This is a genomic window from Halorientalis brevis (assembly GCF_042678165.1).
Lineage (GTDB): Archaea > Halobacteriota > Halobacteria > Halobacteriales > Haloarculaceae > Halorientalis > Halorientalis brevis.
In genome coordinates this window covers 545,827-562,890 of record NZ_JBHUDJ010000001.1, presented here as the reverse complement: position 1 = coordinate 562,890, position 17,064 = coordinate 545,827, and the positions used below count along the sequence as shown (strand labels likewise).

Annotated in this window: 15 protein-coding genes; 7 read left to right on the top strand and 8 right to left on the bottom strand. The window is 59.1% G+C overall.

The genetic code is table 11. The features are described from left to right. The first annotated feature begins 96 nt into the window (after positions 1-96). Together glmU and glmS are read left to right on the top strand one after the other, a co-directional pair. Positions 97-1,290, top strand: a complete 1,194-nt coding sequence (glmU, locus tag ACFR9U_RS02870; protein WP_247376890.1) for a bifunctional sugar-1-phosphate nucleotidylyltransferase/acetyltransferase — start codon at positions 97-99, stop codon at positions 1,288-1,290. Continuing rightward, positions 1,290-3,080: a glutamine--fructose-6-phosphate transaminase (isomerizing) gene (gene glmS, locus ACFR9U_RS02865; RefSeq protein WP_247376892.1), complete on the top strand. Its 1,791-nt coding sequence runs from the start codon at positions 1,290-1,292 to the stop codon at positions 3,078-3,080. The genes glmU and glmS overlap by 1 nt, the downstream gene beginning before the upstream one ends. A gap of 338 nt (positions 3,081-3,418) precedes the next feature. On the opposite strand, the gene ACFR9U_RS02860 is transcribed toward glmS, so the two are convergent. After that, the gene (locus ACFR9U_RS02860; protein ID WP_247376894.1) at positions 3,419-4,066 is read right to left on the bottom strand and encodes a hypothetical protein; all 648 of its coding nucleotides are present in this window, start codon (positions 4,064-4,066) and stop codon (positions 3,419-3,421) included. A gap of 144 nt (positions 4,067-4,210) precedes the next feature. Here ACFR9U_RS02860 and ACFR9U_RS02855 point away from each other — a divergent pair, with 144 nt between their 5' ends. The 5 genes from ACFR9U_RS02855 to neuB all read left to right on the top strand — a co-directional run bounded on the left by ACFR9U_RS02855 (position 4,211) and on the right by neuB (position 10,618). Continuing rightward, positions 4,211-5,380, top strand: a complete 1,170-nt coding sequence (locus tag ACFR9U_RS02855) for an NAD-dependent epimerase/dehydratase family protein (RefSeq protein WP_247376896.1) — start codon at positions 4,211-4,213, stop codon at positions 5,378-5,380. Positions 5,381-5,383: 3 nt separating this feature from the next. Then, the gene (locus tag ACFR9U_RS02850) at positions 5,384-6,355 is read left to right on the top strand and encodes an NAD-dependent epimerase/dehydratase family protein (RefSeq protein ID WP_247376897.1); all 972 of its coding nucleotides are present in this window, start codon (positions 5,384-5,386) and stop codon (positions 6,353-6,355) included. Then, positions 6,348-7,325 carry an NAD-dependent epimerase/dehydratase family protein gene (locus ACFR9U_RS02845; RefSeq protein WP_247376898.1) on the top strand — a complete coding sequence of 326 codons (978 nt, stop codon included), beginning with the start codon at positions 6,348-6,350 and terminating at the stop codon, positions 7,323-7,325. Before ACFR9U_RS02850 ends, ACFR9U_RS02845 begins: the two co-directional genes overlap by 8 nt. A gap of 353 nt (positions 7,326-7,678) precedes the next feature. Beyond that, the gene (locus ACFR9U_RS02840) at positions 7,679-9,487 is read left to right on the top strand and encodes an ABC transporter ATP-binding protein (RefSeq protein WP_247376900.1); all 1,809 of its coding nucleotides are present in this window, start codon (positions 7,679-7,681) and stop codon (positions 9,485-9,487) included. Between the two features lie 90 nt (positions 9,488-9,577). Next, the gene (neuB, locus tag ACFR9U_RS02835; RefSeq protein ID WP_247376902.1) at positions 9,578-10,618 is read left to right on the top strand and encodes an N-acetylneuraminate synthase; all 1,041 of its coding nucleotides are present in this window, start codon (positions 9,578-9,580) and stop codon (positions 10,616-10,618) included. Positions 10,619-10,648: 30 nt separating this feature from the next. Here the strand turns inward: neuB and ACFR9U_RS02830 are convergent, their stop codons facing one another. The 7 genes from ACFR9U_RS02830 to ACFR9U_RS02800 all read right to left on the bottom strand — a co-directional run bounded on the left by ACFR9U_RS02830 (position 10,649) and on the right by ACFR9U_RS02800 (position 17,009). After that, positions 10,649-11,047: an acyltransferase gene (locus ACFR9U_RS02830; protein WP_282594221.1), complete on the bottom strand. Its 399-nt coding sequence runs from the start codon at positions 11,045-11,047 to the stop codon at positions 10,649-10,651. A 65-nt stretch (positions 11,048-11,112) separates the two neighbouring features. Then, on the bottom strand, positions 11,113-12,282 hold the full coding sequence (neuC, locus tag ACFR9U_RS02825) for a UDP-N-acetylglucosamine 2-epimerase (RefSeq protein WP_247376904.1): 1,170 nt from the start codon (positions 12,280-12,282) through the stop codon (positions 11,113-11,115). A gap of 49 nt (positions 12,283-12,331) precedes the next feature. Beyond that, on the bottom strand, positions 12,332-13,108 hold the full coding sequence (locus ACFR9U_RS02820) for an oxidoreductase (RefSeq protein ID WP_247376906.1): 777 nt from the start codon (positions 13,106-13,108) through the stop codon (positions 12,332-12,334). Next, on the bottom strand, positions 13,105-13,815 hold the full coding sequence (locus tag ACFR9U_RS02815) for an acylneuraminate cytidylyltransferase family protein (RefSeq protein WP_247376908.1): 711 nt from the start codon (positions 13,813-13,815) through the stop codon (positions 13,105-13,107). The genes ACFR9U_RS02820 and ACFR9U_RS02815 overlap by 4 nt, the downstream gene beginning before the upstream one ends. After that, on the bottom strand, positions 13,808-14,761 hold the full coding sequence (locus ACFR9U_RS02810; protein WP_247376910.1) for a Gfo/Idh/MocA family protein: 954 nt from the start codon (positions 14,759-14,761) through the stop codon (positions 13,808-13,810). Before ACFR9U_RS02810 ends, ACFR9U_RS02815 begins: the two co-directional genes overlap by 8 nt. Further along, positions 14,762-15,892 carry a UDP-N-acetylglucosamine 4,6-dehydratase family protein gene (locus ACFR9U_RS02805; RefSeq protein ID WP_247376912.1) on the bottom strand — a complete coding sequence of 377 codons (1,131 nt, stop codon included), beginning with the start codon at positions 15,890-15,892 and terminating at the stop codon, positions 14,762-14,764. Next, positions 15,870-17,009, bottom strand: coding sequence for a DegT/DnrJ/EryC1/StrS family aminotransferase (locus ACFR9U_RS02800; protein WP_247376914.1), 1,140 nt, complete (start codon positions 17,007-17,009; stop codon positions 15,870-15,872). The genes ACFR9U_RS02805 and ACFR9U_RS02800 overlap by 23 nt, the downstream gene beginning before the upstream one ends. Positions 17,010-17,064 lie beyond the last annotated feature (55 nt).

Genomic DNA, 17,064 nt, shown 5'->3' with positions numbered 1-17,064 from the left:
ACAGACGTATAGTTAAACGCCGGCTACTATCGGAAGATACGGAAATCTGACTGCCACAGTCGGAACCTTGAAACGGCGCGACGGTGACCATTTCGTATGAGCGTCAGCACTGCGGTCGTCCTTGCGGCAGGTGAGGGGACTCGGTTGCGCCCGCTGACGCGCAACCGCCCGAAACCGATGCTGCCCGCTGCCAACCGCCCAATCTTGGAGCACGTCTTCGACGCCCTGGTCGACGCCGGCATGGAACGGCTGGTGTGTGTCGTCGGCTACAAACACGACCGGGTACAGGACCACTTCGGCCCGACGTACCGGTCGGTTCCCGTCCAGTACGTGCGCCAGCACAAACAGCTCGGCAGTGGTCACGCCCTCTTGCAGGCCCGGTCGGCCGTCGACGGCCCGCCGCTCGTCGTGAACGGTGACCGACTCATCGAGACGAGCATGATCGAAACCGTCGTCGACGCTTTCGAACGCAACGAGCCGTCGGCCGCCCTGGCTGTTCTCGAACATCCCGAAGCACGCCAGTACGGCGCGATCTCGCTGCAGAACGAGGAGATCACCGAACTCATCGAGAAACCGACGAGCGACGAGTACCGGCTCATCAACGCCGGCATCTACGCCTTCGGTACCGGTATCTTCGACGAGATTGCCGATACCCCCCGCACGCAGGGCGAACTCGGGTTGACCGACACCATCGCCAGGCTCATGGATCGCGACAGGGTTCGCGGCGTCCGCTGTGAGGGGATGTGGGTCGACGCGACGTATCCCTGGGACCTCCTGAAGATGGCGCGCGAGGTCCTCGCCCGCGGACGGATCGACGCCGCAGCCGAATCCCACGGCGTCTGGGTCCACGAGGACGCGCTGGTTCACGACGACGCGACGCTCCGTGCGCCAGTCGTCGTCGGCCCGGATTCGGAGATCGGACCCGGGGCCGTCGTCGGGCCCGACACCGCGCTCGGCCGGAACGTCACGATCGGTGCGAACGCGACCGTCGAACGCTCGGTCCTGGACGTCGACACGCGGGTCGACGCCGGGTCGACGCTGTTCGATACCGTCACCGGTCAGGACGTCCACGTCGGCGCCGGGACCGTCGCCCCGGGCGGCGAGGCCGACGTTCGCGTCGGCAACACGGTGTTCGAGGACCAGCGACTCGGTGCGGTGCTGGCCGACCGCGTGACCGCCGACGGCAACGCGAGCATCGATCCCGGAACGCTCGTGGGTCCCTCGGCGCACCTGCACACCGGCGTCCACGTCCACGGTCGCATCGCCGAAGCCGCGGAGGTGATGCGCTGATGTGCGGCATCATCGGCTGTGCCGGCCGGCAGGGCGAGACGCTCGACGTCCTCGTCCACGGCCTGTCGAAACTGGAGTACCGCGGCTACGACTCGGCGGGCGTCGCACTCGCAACCGACGACATCGACGTCTGCAAGACCGCCGGCGAGATCGACGACCTGCGCGATGCCCTCTCGGAGCGCGAACTCTCCGGCACTGTGGGCATCGGCCACACGCGCTGGAGCACCCACGGCCCGCCGACCGACGAGAACGCCCACCCGCACCGGGACTGTCTCGGCGAGGTCGCGGTGGTTCACAACGGCATCATCGAGAACTACCAGTCGCTCCGCGACCAGCTTTCGACGGCCGGCCACGAGTTCCGCAGCGACACCGACACGGAGGTCGTTCCGCACCTGATCGAGGACGAACTCGCCGACGGTGCCGCCCCCGAGGAGGCAGTCCGGGAGGCGATCGCCCACCTGGAAGGGAGCTACGCCGTCGCAGCCGTCATCGCCGGCGAGGACACTATCTTCGCCGCGCGCAACGACTCGCCGCTCGTCCTCGGTATCGACGACGATGCCTACTATCTCGCGAGCGACGTGCCCGCGTTCCGGGATCACACGGATCGGGTGATCTACATGGACGACGGCGAGTTCGCGGCGATCGACGCCGACGGCTGGACCGTGACGACGCTCGCCGGCGAACCGGTCGACAAGGACGTCGACACGGTCGACTGGGACCCCGAGGAGACCGGCAAGAGCGGTTACGACCACTTCATGCTCAAGGAGATCCACGAACAGCCCCGCGCGCTCCGGCAGTGCCTCCGCGGGCGCGTGGGCGAACTCACCGGCGAGGTCGACCTGGGCGATCTCGGGGATCTGACGCCGCGGGCGGTCCAGTTCGTCGCCTGCGGAACCAGCTATCACGCGGCGCTGTACGCCACGCAGTTGTTCCAGCAGGCCGGCATCCCGGCCCAGGCGTTCCTCGCGAGCGAGTACACCACGAGCACGCCGCCGATCGGCGACGCGCTCGTCGTCGGCGTCACTCAGAGCGGTGAGACTGCGGACACCCTTTCGGCGCTCCGAGAAGCCCGTCGTCGCGGTGCGCGGACGCTCGCGGTGACCAACACCGTCGGTTCGACTGCAGCGCGGGAGTGCGATCACGCGCTGTACATCCGGGCCGGCCCGGAGATCGGCGTCGCCGCGACGAAGACGTTCGCCAGCCAGCTCGCGGCGTTGAATCTTCTCACGTTAGGTATCACGTCGGTCGACGACGACCGCGAGGTCATCAGCGGGCTGCGCGATCTACCCAGCGCCGTTCAGGAGATCCTCGACGACTCGGTCGCCAGAGAGGTCGCCGAAACCTACCGGGACGCCGAGTCGTACTTCTTCATCGGCCGTGGCCTCAACTACCCCGTCGCGCTGGAGGGCGCCCTGAAGATGAAGGAGATCACCTACAAGCACGCCGAGGGCTTCGCGGCGGGCGAACTCAAACACGGGCCGCTGGCGCTGGTCACCGAGAACACGCCGGTGTTTGCTACCGTGACTGGTGACGACGAGATGGCTCGCAAGACCATCGGGAACGTCAAGGAAGTCGAAGCGCGGGACGCCCCGGTCGTCGCGGTGACCGACGGGGAGTCAGACGTGGAGCGCTACGCCGACCACGTGCTGGAAGTGCCCGACACGCACCCGCGCGTGGCGGCCGTCGTCGCGAACGTCCAGCTCCAGCTCGTCGCCTACCACACCGCGAACATGCTCGGGCGGTCGATCGACAAGCCGCGCAACCTGGCGAAAAGCGTCACAGTGGAATGATCTAATACATCATATAAATCTGGGATTTTTCTCACTGAGGTATCAATTGTCGATCCACGGCGATCACTTGCGGGTTCGCACGCTCCTCGTTGAGACAGTGGGATCCTGGCAACTCCGACTACGTGTGGCCGTTCCACTCAATATAAATTATAAGTAGTAGAGTGAACTGAAACGCCCTATGCAGAATGGTAGTTCGACAGTCGAGGACGGAGAAGAACAGCGGCTCTACCTCTGTTCAGTTTGCTGAGTGAAACCGAGATCAAACGACTGACAAGTATGGAAATCCTTCCTCCCTGATCAGCGTTAACTGGACTGGATTTTCACTTTGATCTAGGTAGTCAGCGGTCCTCGATATCTCCGACTTTCTCGGTCCCCTCGTCGGGTGGCTCCGGTGGCTCGAAGAGCGCGAGAAGCAGTGAGCCGACGCGACCGTCGCGGAGTTCGTCCCACGTCGCGTCGACCCGCGTCGCGAGCGTGGCGACCGCCAGCACCAGGAGGCGGCTGCCGAGGCCCGCGTCACTGAGACCGCCGAGGGCTACGGCTGCCAGTGTGTTGACGAAGACGGCGACGAACGCGATGGTTCCGAGGACCCGGAGCGGTGCGGATCGAACGGTCTCCGCACCTGCCTGGGCCGCTCGCGAGAGGCCCAGACGTTCGTCGGCCGTCGCGACGGCCCCCACGACTCGATCCAGCACGGCGAGAATTGGGCTGATCGTCCAGGTCTCGCGGAGGTCGATGACGACGACGTCCGGATCGGGCTCTTTCGTGAGCCACCGATAGAGCCACGAGTCGCGACCCCACCGATCCAGTGTCCGTCCCACGGCACCGGCGCGACTGGTCGCTATCGCGCGGGCGAGCAGTCGTTCGCCGTCCCCGAGAAACTGTCGAATCCGTGACTCGTTCGCTGCCGCATCGAGGCGCTCGGCGACCGCGGTGCTGGTTCTCGCGACGACGGAGGTCGACCGCGCGCGCTCCCAGTCTGTCATCGTCGAGTTCGTTTGTCACTCAGACGGTGATCGTATAGCCATTTCGACTGCGTGAACCGCTTCTGGGTCGATCTGGACTGATCAGCATCAGCTGTCGATGACACAACGTTTATCACAGTTCGGTTACTCACATTCTGAGTAACTATGACGATCATCGTCACTGGTGGTGACGGCTACATCGGGTGGCCCGCCGCCTTGCGAATCGCGACTCGAACCGACGACCGCGTCCTGGCCGTCGACAACTTCGCCCGTCGTGACTGGGTCGAAGAGGTCGGCTCGGTGAGTGCAGTGCCGGTCGGGTGGATGGACGAACGCATCGAAGCCGCAGAAGAGGTCCACGGCGTGACGAACCTCTCGTTCGTGCAGGGCGACCTGGCCGAGAAGTCCTTCGTCGAGGAACTGCTGACGGTCCACGAGCCGGACGTCATCGTGCACGCGGCCGCCCAGCCCTCGGCGCCGTACTCCCAGATCAACGGGGAACGGGCCAACTACACCCAGCACAACAACATGCAGGCCACGCGGAACCTCCTGTGGGGCCTCGAAGAGCACGACCTCAACGACACCCACTTCATCGAGACGACGACGACCGGCGTCTACGGTGCACCGGAGTTCCCGATCCCCGAGGGCGGTGCGGTCATGGAGAACCAGGGCGAGCGCGACGACGTGCCCTTCCCCGCGATGGCCGGGAGCTGGTACCACCTGACCAAGAGCCACGACGCGGCCAACATGCGTCTGGCCCACTCGCAGTTCGACATCCCGATCTCGGACGTCCGGACCGCGATCACGTACGGGACCGAGACCGAGGAAACACGCGGGGACGACCGGCTCAAGACCCGGTTCGACTTCGACTACTACTTCGGCACCGTCGGACACCGCTTCGCCGCCCAGGCCGTCGCGGGCTACCCCGTCACGGTGTACGGCAAGGGCGAACAGCGCAAGCCGTTCATCAGTCTGGAGGACGCCGTCGAAGGCCTCGCAGAGCTGGCGCTGGCCGATCCCGACGATCGGCCCGACGACCTGACGGTGTACAACCAGGTCACGCGCGCCATTTCCATCGTCGAGATCGCAGAGACAATCGCCGACGTAGGCGACGAGTTCGAACTCGACGTCGACGTCGAACACTTCGAGAACCCGCGCGACGAGGACGAGACTCACAAGATGGAGATCGAGAACGACCGGTACATGGACCTCATCGGCGAGCAGGCCCAGGACTTCGAGGGCGGCGTCCGTGACATCTTCGGGACGCTGACCCAGTACGACGACACCATCGAAGCCCACGAGGACCGGTTCCTGCCCGGCGTCCTGGAGGAGTAGGCGATGGACGTGCTCGTCACCGGCGGCTGCGGCTACATCGGGAGCGCGCTGATCCCGATGCTACGTAGCGACGACGCCGTCGATCGTATCGTCGTCCTCGACAGCTTAGAGAGTGGGTCGCCCCGCGCGCTGCTGGGGACGCTCTCCCCGGTCGACAGCGACGGCGAGGGCGACGACGCCCAGGCGCTGGACTTCCGACGCGGCGACGTTCGGGAGTACGGCGACGTCGAGAACGCCATGCGCGGGGTGGACACGGTGATCCACCTCGCGGCGATCACGGGCGCGGCGAGCACGCACGACCGACGCGACGAAACGTTCGCCGTCAACTACGACGGCACGGAGAACGTACTGAAGGCCGCGGGGAAACTCGGCGTCGGGAACGTCGTCTCGGCGTCGTCGTGTAACATCTACGGCCGGGCGCTCTCGACCGACATCGACGAGTCGGTCGACCCCGATCCGATCAATCCCTACGCGGAGGCGAAGTACCAGGCCGAGTCCCTGCTCGCGGACTACTGCGCCGACCACGAGATGCAGGGGACGGCGCTGCGGATGGCGACGAACTACGGCTACTCGCCGGGCGTTCGGTTCAATCTCGTGGTCAACTACTTCGTGTTCCGCGCGCTGACCGGGCGATCGCTGACGGTGTACGGTGACGGGTCGAACTGGCGGCCGTTCGTCCACGTCGAGGACGCCGCGCGCGCCTACAAGCACGCGGCGCTTCGGCCGGACGACTGGAACCACCGCGTGTACAACGTTGGGACCAACGCGGGCAACTTCCAGATCGCCGACATCGCCGATCTGGTTCAGGAGGAAGTCGGCCCGGTCGACATCACCTACCTGGAAGACGAACACCCCGGCCCGTCGTATCACGTCAACTTCGACCGACTGGGCGAAACCGGGTTCGAGACGACGTGGACGCTCCGCGAGGGCGTCCGTGATTTGGCAGAGCGGTTCATGGAGGCAAACAATGAGTGAACGAGACAACGAACTCTGCGTCGCCGTCACCGGCGCCGCGGGCTACATCGGCAGTCGCGTCGTTCGGGTCCTGCAAGACGAGCATCCGGACTGGGAGATCACTGCGCTGGACAACTTCTACCTCGGTCAGGTTCGACAGATCGGCGACGTCGAGGTCGACCACGTCGACATTCGGAACCGGGATCGACTGGAGAACGCGCTGTCGGGCGCGGATGTCGTGATGCACCTGGCGGCGATCTCCGGCGTGGACGACTGCGACGAGCAGCCGGATCTGGCCTACGAGGTCAACGTCCAGGGGACGAACAACGTGGCGTGGTTCTGCCGCAAGGCCGGTGCTGGGCTGATCTTCCCCTTCTCGATGGCCGTGCTGGGCGATCCCCAGGAGTTCCCGATCACGGTGGATCATCCCCGCGATCCGATGAACTGGTACGGACGCACGAAGTTGCTCAGCGAGCGCGCGATCGAGGACTTCGCCGAGGGTGCGTTCCCCGCGCACCTGTACATGATCTCGAATTTGTATGGTGAGCACGAGATCGACGGGACGACGGTGTCGAAGGGGACGGTGACGAACTTCTTCGTCAACCGAGCGCTGGCCGGGGAGACGCTGACGGTGTACGAGCCGGGCACGCAGTCCCGGAACTTCGTCCACGTGAAGGACGTCGCTCGGGCGTACGTTCGGAGCGCCGAGCGAATGGTCGAACAGTTGGATGCTGGGGAGACTGGGGTCGAGAGGTACGAGATCGCGAGTGACGAAGATCCGAGCGTGATGACGTTGGCCGAGTGGGTGGCTGAGATTGCAGCAGAAGAGCGAGATATTGAGGCCGATGTCGAACTGATCGAGAATCCGCGTGGGAACGAAACGCTCGTGGATACGTTCGAGGTCGCGACGGATAGCGCTCGAGAAGAGCTCAACTGGGAGCCACGAGAATCAGTGCGGCAGTCGATTCGTGCACTGCTCTCGGGGAGATAAATTGAACTGCGTCGTTGACGGCATCTGCCTCAACTTCCACGCTGTCCACGATCGGTAGAATTGACAGCGGGCTTGACGACACTCCAGAAACAGGAATCCGCTTCTGTAGGCGAACTAGACTGGGGCAGATCGACTCGCTTGGGGCATCGATCTTTGGCTTTCTCTCGTCACGGGTTTCCGGGAGTGTCGGATGATATCCGGATAAACGGTGAAGCGAAATCGGATGTTGTTAAATCTGCAGATGGGAAAACAAAGATTTCCACTCCCAGATTTGAAATCGAATAAATAAGCATCGGGTTCTCGACTATCACCAAACCAACGAGTATAAAATCCGAGAGAGGATCGTTTCTCTAATGAGTGACTCAGAGAATATCGGCCGGCGAGAGCAACTCCGAGCGCTGATCCGGGTCGCTAGATACCGGCCGCGTCTCACTGCGGCGATCATTCTCGGCGGCGTTTTTGCTGCCCTTCTCGAAGGTGTCGGTCTCGGCTTTATTTTGCCGATCGTCGAGATAGTCCAGTCGCCCGGCGATCCGGCACAGCAGGCCGACGGTATTATGCTAGCGTTCGTTACTATGTACGAGTTTCTGGAGATTCCCTTTACGCTGGGGTCCGTCGTCGTCGGTGTGAGTTCCGTCCTCGCCGTGCGGTGGACGCTGACGTTCTTCGTGCGGTGGATGCGGAGTGCACTGTCGATCGATTATATCCGTTATTTGCAGCGGGAATCGTTCGACCATGCACTGAACGCCCGGATCGAGTACTTCGATCAGGAAGGATCAGATGACATTCTGAACGCAATTGTTACGCAGGCGGAGTACGCAGGAAAAACGATCAGGCTTGTCATCGACTTTCTTGAACAGGGGTTCCTGACGCTAATGTACCTCGTAGTCGCGTTAGTCATCGCACCGTTTCTCACACTTTTTGCGTTGGTGTTTCTCGGTGGCTTTGCCGTGCTGTTCCGGTACGTCGTCGAGCCTGGGTACGAACTCGGTGACCAGGTTGCTGACTCGAACGAGCGCGTCCAGCAGGCTGCCCAGGCCGGGACACAGGGGATCCGAGACACGAAGCTGTTCGGGCTGAAAAACGAACTCTTCGAGGACTTTCTCGACGCGGTGAATCAGTACGCCAGTTCGAGTATCAGGCTGCGGCGCAACGAGCAGGCGATTCAGAACTTCTACAATCTCTTGACCGCTATCTCGGTGTTCGTCCTGATCTACCTCGCGCTCACCTTCGCGAACCTCTCGCTCGGTGCGCTCGGTGTGTTCCTGTTCGCGATGTTCCGCCTCGGGCCGAAAGCGAGTGCGTTGAACTCGAAACTATACAAGATCGAGAACAACCTCCCGCATCTCGTGCGGACCCAGGAGTTCATCGACGAACTCGAACGGAATACCGAGCCGACTAGCGATTCGGAGCCGGTTCCCGACGAGATTCAGACTGTCGAGTTCGACGACGTGCGCTTCTCCTACGAGGGACAGGACGACGAGGCGCTCTCAGGTGTGTCTTTCGAGTTCGAGAAAGGGGAGTTCATCGGATTCGTGGGGCAGTCCGGGGCCGGCAAATCGACGATCGTCTCGATGCTGTCTCGGATGTACGAACCGGACTCCGGAGAGATCCGGGCGAACGGTCGATCGATCCACGAAATGGACATCGACGAGTGGCGATCCCGGATCGCAGTGGTACGACAGGATCCGTTTATCTTCAACGACACGCTCCGGTACAACCTGACGATTGGGAATCGAGACATCTCTGAGGACGAACTCGATCGGGTGATTCGGATCGCTAAAGTCGACGAGTTCTTCGACGATCTGCCTGACGGATACGAGACGCAGCTCGGGGACGACGGCGTTCGGCTGTCGGGTGGACAGCGACAGCGAGTCGCGCTAGCACGGGCGCTGCTGAAAGATGCCGACGTGCTGGTACTCGACGAGGCGACGAGTGATCTCGACTCGAATCTAGAGAAGCAGGTGCAACAGTCAATCGAGAGCATGGAGCGTGATTACGCGATGGTCGGGATCGCACACCGGCTCTCGACTGTAAAGAACGCCGACCGGATTTACTCGGTGGACGCCGGAAGGATCGTCGAGACCGGTGATCACGAGACGTTGATCGAGAACGACGGGCAGTACGCCGAACTGTATGCGATTCAGTCGCGAAACGGTTAGTCCACGGTGAAGACAGATCGGTCCGGGCTATACCAATATAACGAGTGATTTAACACCACTCCTATAATTTCTCGGAGTGAGCACAGTCGCATGAAAATTAATGGGACACCGGTGGGAACCGAGGAGACACCATATTTTATCGCTGAAGCTGGCGTCAATCATAATGGCGATCTCGATCTGGCCAAGCGTCTGATCGATATTGCAGCGGACGCCGGTGCCGATGCAGTGAAATTCCAGACGTTCAGTGCAGACCGTCTCGTTACCCAGGATGCCCGGAAGGCCAAGTATCAGGGAGAGACGACTGACGAAGATGGACAGTACGAGATGTTACGCCAGTACGAGTTGGATCGGAAGGCACACGAACAATTGATAGAATACAGCACAGGGAAGGGCATCACGTTTCTCTCGACACCGTTCGATCCCGAGAGCGCGGATATGTTAGCTGATCTCGGAGTACCCGCGATCAAAGTTGGCTCAGGCGAATTGGATAATCATCCGCTCCTCGAACACATTGCTGATCTCGACTTACCCATGATCGTTAGCACAGGCATGGGAACGATGGAAGAAGTTAACGACGCCCATGGGGCGATCACAGCGGCAAATCCTGATGTTGATCTGATCTTTCTTCACTGCACGTCATCATACCCAGCAGCAATCGAAGACATCCATCTCCGCGCAATGCAAACGATGGCTGACGAACTAACGGTACCAGTCGGCTACTCGGATCACACGACGTTACCCGAAACACCGGCACTGGCTGTCGCTGCTGGTGCGTGTGTCATAGAAAAACACTTCACGATCGACTCAACTCTTCCGGGGCCTGATCATGAGGCATCGCTCGAACCGGACGAATTAGCTCGCTGTATCGAGTTAGTTGAAACTGCAGCAAGGGCCCTCGGAGACGGCGAGAAACATCCTGTAGATGCTGAGCTGGAAAATCGGGCTATCTCGCGAAAGAGCTTATACGCAGCGACTGATATCGAGTCAGGAACTGTGCTCTCTGAATCAGATATCAAGATCGTTCGACCAGCAGAAGGACTGTCACCGCGTGAATTGCAGACGGTACTAGGAAAACAGGTCATAAATCCTCGGGCTGAAGGCGACCCAATTAGACAAAATGATCTAGAATAATATTTTTGTAGAGCACCCCTGGCCTATCGTTCAGTTGCTGGTGGCTGGAACCCCTTTGTAGAAGGCCCCATCAGGAACGTCATCGCGAACCAAACTATGTGAGCCAACGAGTGCGTCACGGCCGATTTCGACACCAGGGAGAACCGTTGTATGTGAACCGATTCTTGCCCCTTCTCGGATGTGTATCGTCCCAGATTCACCATCGATTGTCGATTTACTGTGGATATCGCAATGGGGACCGATCTGGACACCGGTTTCGATTGTCACTCCGGCGTGAGCATTGATCACCGTGAACGCCCCGATATCGACATACTCCTCCAATTGTAGCCCACTTGGGTTGTTCACTAACCAGTTATACTCGGTGAGTTCGCCGTCAACGATCTCTGGTTGCTCCCATTCCTCAAATCTCTCTCGTGGATCGTTACCCATGCGGTCTCTACTAACGTGGAAACCCATCTATGTTATTGTATACCGCCGTACTACCTTTGAAGCAGTCACTGCTCGAAATCGAGACGTTTCCGGAGCAACTGTTCATTTATTTCCACCTCAGCTAGACGCTTGGAGATTTCCGTCCCAGCCCCGCCATAATCGTACGGGTTGGCAGACGTGGCAGCCTGTTCTTGGAAGGAGTCGTCAGTAAGGCATTTCGAGATAGCAGTACGGATTTTGTCTCGATCGTGCGGAACTGATAGTGTGTTCGCTGCCCGTTCGCGACCTTTCTGCCGGGGACCGACGTCAACGACGGGCAGATCGAATGAGGGGGCTTCGATAACCCCGCTTGACGAGTTTCCGACCATCACGTCAGCAGCAGCCATGAGGCCAAGATATTCGCGACGTGGGAGACTCTGAAATGTCCGGGTCTGTTCGTCTAGTGATCGTGACTCAATCTCCTGGATTATCCGATCACCACCAGCGTCTGCATTAGGATAGATCAGTACCGTCTGTGCGTCGAAGGACTTGACAGCGTCAAGTGTTGCTGCCATCTGTTCACCGGCGTTATTGGGTTGTGTCGTCACTGGATGTTGCACGACGATCAGGAGTGGCTGGTCCGGATCGAGATCGTGTTTCTCGAGCACTGACCCGGGAGTGTTGTACTCACCAGCCAGGATATCATCGAGTCCAGGCGCCCCTGAAACCGTGATTCGCCACTCCTCTTCGCCCATCTTTCGGATTCGATCGGCACTCAACTCGGAAGCCGGAAAGTGGATATGAGCAAACTTCGTAATCGCATGGCGAATGCTGTCGTCGATTGTTGCGCCATGCATGGAATCGCCACCGTGAATGTGTGCGACAGGTATGCCCATGTGGGCCGCTGCGAGTGCACCTGCCAACGCCTCGTCTCGATCTCCTAGCAACAATACGATGTCTGGATCGAGACTTTCGAACGCCTCAGTCAGACCCATCATCCCGACGCCTAGTGACTTCGCCATCGCAGTCCCGGAGTCACCGTCGAGTTGCATCAATACTTCCCTGTCAACTGAGAATCCGTCGTTCCGAATTTCCTCGACTGTCATTCCGTGTCGTGGAGAGAGGTGCATCCCCGTCGCGACCACCGAAAGCGAGAGACGATCGTCATTTCTGATGGCTTCCATCGAAGACTTCAGGAGGCCATATTCGGCTCTAGTCCCCGTGAGGACGACGATATCCCGAGTGTTAGCGACCATATCTTTTTTCATGTGAGTCCATCGTTACAATCGTGTCGTGACTCCTTCCTCATTTGATCGTCCAGCCACCATCCACCACTATGTTGTGTCCTGTCACGTACGACGCGGCGGCGCTCAGTAAGTATACTACCGCTCCAGAGACATCTTCGGGTTCTGCCATGCGACCGAGCGGAACGTTCCGTTCGTAGTTCTCGACGAACTGTTCTGGTTGTTCATCGAACACGCCGCCCGGACTGACGCTGTTAACTCGGATTCCGTCGCTGCCCAGGTATGAAGCTAAGTACCGGGTAAAGTTCAGAACACCTGCCTTGAGCACGCTGTACTCGACTGGGCTCGTCATATGTGTTCCCTCGTAGACGGTAAAGTCAGGCGCCTGCATTCCGTAGATGGAACTGAAATTCACAATAGAACCTTCACAGCCGTGCTCGAGCATCTTCAGGACGGCGGCTTTCGTCACCGCGTAGTAACCGCCAAGGTGCATAGAGACGTTCTTGATCAACTCTTCTTTGTCTACGGACTCGAAAGACTGTCCGTAGTCGTCAGTCCGAGGATAAGCCAGATTTACCAACCCATCGAGACGACCGTGCTCCGAGATTACGTACTCATAGACCGCGTCAACCGACGTGGGATTGGTGATGTCTAGTGAGACGAACTCACCGCGATCCAATTTCTCCGCGACTTTGCGTCCTCGCTCTTCGTCAAACTCTGCGACGACGACGGCGGCGCCGTGATGATCAATCGCTTGGCAGACCTCGGTGCCGATCAGTCCCCCACCACCGGTAACGAGAACGACGTCTCCCGTCAGGTCGAAGAGATTGTCCGTCATACCTCGGGCTCCCGGCGCTCAAACATGAACTCCACGAACTTGAGATCGAGTTCCGTGTCGATATCGACCGACCGTTCCGGGGGCATGACCGAAACCCGCGTATACTCGCCTTGTATGGTATCAGTCTCCATCAGGAAGTCCCGTTCGTACACGTAGACCGCCGCGTTCATCTCGTACACGGTGGGAACGTCTTGTCGACGGACAATGTCGGGGCCGATCTCTTTTGAGAGTGATGCATAGCCGTCTTCGTCAAGTTCGACCATGTTGAAGTACGGGTTTTTGTCAGCCTCACAGACGGTGTATGCGTTGGTCGTGTGGTCGTCATTCTGAACCGCCGTGAAGCAGTCCTCGATGTCCGAGGGTCGTCGGAGCGGTGTCGTCGCGTCCACATCGACGACATAGTCATACTGCTCTTTTTTGATGGCTTCCATCTGTTTGACGGCGTGATGGATTGCGGGCAGCTTTCCTGCGGTATCAGAAGCGAGTTCGGCTGGCCGGCGGAAGGGAACTCGTCCCCCGTACTCTTCGGCGACTGATGCGATCTCGTCGTCGTCGGTCGAGACCACGATGTCTGCGCTCCGATTCCATCTCCGTGCATCGGAGATGGCGTGGCCAACGAGGGGTTTCCCGCCGACTTCTCGTACGTTTTTTCCGGGGATGCCCTTCGATCCTCCACGGGCACAGATCGTACAGAGGATCTCACTCATCGTGTCCTCTTTTTATGTCGAGCGCTACTTGTAATACCTCTTTTCCCTCTCTCAGATCGTTCTCGCAGGCTGCCCGTGTGTCGATGTGTTCGAGGAAGTACGCCAGTTGTTTCCGGAACCGCTCGTCACGGTCGTAGTCGAACGTCTCAGTTTCGGTCGAGGACGGATACTTGACAGTCAGTATTCGATCTTCGAGGTCTGCGACAAGTGTTCCGTTCTCGCAGACGACTTCGAGCGTTCTCCGTGGCTGTCTCCGGCAGTAGTCGAGGTGTATACTTCCAAGGACGTCATCCGACGTTCTCACGATCGCTTCGGCGATAGCTTCTGACTCAATGTCCAGTGTGTCCGTGTATCCGAGATCAGAGGCGATACACCGCAACGGACCGAACAACCAGTGTAAGTAGTCTATCTCGTGAATCAGATCGAGGACGACACCGCCGCCACGATCGGGATCCGCACTGTAGGAGTCGCGGTAGTCCCTACCCGGACGCCAGTCGGGGAGGTACGATCCTGCAGTCGTACGAAACGAGATGACGGTACCCAGTTCTCCATCGTCGAGCCGATCTCGTGTAGCGTTCAACACAGGATCGAACCGCAACTGACAACCGACGTAGGTGACGAGGTTTCTCTCGTCAGCTATAGCGATCAGTTCGTCGATCCTATCCAGATCGTGAGAGAGTGGTTTCTCTACGAAGAGGTCACAATCTGCTTTCGCACACGAAAGAGCAGTCTCGACGTGTTTCGCTGTCGGATTAGTTATAAATGCGATATCGGGATCCGTGTCAAGTGCATCCTCTAACCGTGTGTACTCTCGAATCCCCAAATCGTTCCCCGACGTCGAGGTTCCACTCCGATACGCGATCAACTCGATATCCTTAGATGACTCTTTGAGCAACCTTGCGTGGCGCTGACCGATCGATCCGAGTCCGGTGAGTAATACCCGCATTTATAAGAGGGTGTGAGGGGACATGTGGTCATCGATTTTCTCGATGATTTCTTCTTTCGAGAGTGATGTCTCGTCAGCCGACGTGTAGGCGTTCTTGACGGGATCGGCATTGGTGTGCGCGATGTCCTGGTACGCCGAGACGTCAATCTGCGGCAATATCACGTACATACTATCGAGTTCGCGAGCCTGTCGCCGTTCGTCCTCAGAAATGAGTTTCTCGTGAATTCGTTCTCCCGGGCGGGCACCTACTATGTCGATCTCGATGTCGTCGGGATTGTAGCCTGCGGCAGGTGCGTACTTTTCGACCATCGCTTCGGCCAGGGTTCCGACTCGAAACGCCGGCATCTTCAGAACGAATATTTCGCCGCTCGTCATCCGTTCGTAGGCTTTGATAACGAGGCCGGCCGCTTCTGCGATCGGCATAATGAACCGTGTCATCTCGGGATCTGTTACGGTGACTGGACCGCCGTCTTCGATCTGGTCAAGGAACAGTGGGATCACGGATCCACTCGAACCGAGAACGTTCCCGAATCTGACACACCCGAAGCAGATGTCTTTGTCCCCTTTGTAGTTGTTCGCAGCGATTATGAGTCGCTCTGACAGGAGTTTGGTTGCACCCATCACTGATGTCGGATTCGAGGCTTTGTCCGTGCTAATCCCGACGACCGCCTCTACTTCCTCCTCGATCGCAGCACGAATGAGGTTCTGCGTCCCCTGGACGTTCGTTTGCACCGCTTCGAACGGATTGTACTCGTTGATCTCGACGTGCTTGACCGCTGCCGCATGGAACACGACATCGATTCCCTCGATCGCTAGCCTGAGTCGCTCACGATCGCGGATATCGCCAAGCAAAAATCGAAGTCGTGACTCGTCCTGATAGTTCGTCTGGAGGTCGAAGAGGGACGCTTCGTCGTTGTCGAACACTCGAACGACTTCGGGATCAGCATTCAGCACCTGTGAAACGAGTTCGGAGCCGACCGATCCACAACCGCCCGTGATGAGTACGTTCTTACCTACTAGAGAGTCCATATCTTGAGAAGAACGACGGTTGGGAAGTGTTTTTCTTTCGGCATTGATCGAACGTGGGGACGAAAAACACCTCTGCCAGCTACCGTGCTTGTCGAACTCCATCTTTGACCGCAGCAACAATTTGATCGGTCTTTCTGGGAGTGAGATCCGGATAGATGGGCAGCGACAGGATCGTGTCTGCTACATCCTGCGTCGTCGGGGTGTTCGGCGACGGGCCATCCATCGTCTCTGTATAGTAGTGAGTCTCGTGGACCGGCGTGTCCCAGTAGATTTTCGAGGAGACTCCGTGTTCGTCCAGCGTGTCAATCACGATCTGGCGATCAATCCCGGAATCGAACTCGACAGTGTACAGCTGATAGACGTGTGTACCACCGTCGATTGGGCGTGGAACCTGGACCCCGTCGATTTCGGCTAGCTGCTCGTTCATATACTTGGCTGCAGCTTGTCGGCTGCCGATCAACTCGTCGACTTTGTCCATCTGTGCGCAGCCGATTGCGGCGGTGAGGTCGGACATTCGGAGGTTCGTCCCCAGTGCGACGTACTCTCCCGAGCCGACACTCTCGAAGTAGTCTCCAGGGGCGCGTCCGTGTGATCGATAGAGACGGGCATTGGAGGCAATCTCGTCGTCGTCGGTGATTATTGCCCCTCCTTCTCCAGTGACTACGATCTTGTTCTGACAAAACGAGAGTATTCCCGCGTCGCCGAAGGTCCCGACACTCTTGCCTTCGTACGTAGATCCGAACGCTTCGGCGGCGTCTTCGACGACCGTGAGATCGTGTTGTGCAGCGATATCCTGGATCTGGTCGATCCGGCAAGGTGCGCCGTATAGGTGGACGGGAATGATGGCCGCCGTATCCTCGGTGATATTCTCACGAACGGAGTCTGGACTCAGTCCGTACGTGTCTCGGTCGATGTCGGCGAAAACCGGCTCGGCACCGACGAGTCGAACCGCGTTCGCCGTCGCGATGAAAGTCATCGACGGGACAATAACCTCGTCGCCGGGTCCGATATCACTGGCCTCCAGCGCCGTCACGAGGCCGGACGTGCCGGAGTTGACGACGATTGCGTGTTCGACGTCGAGGTACTCCTCTAGCCGAGATTCGAATTTGTCAACGAAAGGCCCTTTTGCCCAGTACCCCCCCCTTCCAATCGACTCGACGGCATTCAGGATCTCTTGCTCGTCCCAGGCGATTTCGAATAACGGAATCTGATCAGACATATTGTCATGGCTACTTTGAGCACAAGTGTATAGGTTACGTTGCTGGATGTAATGG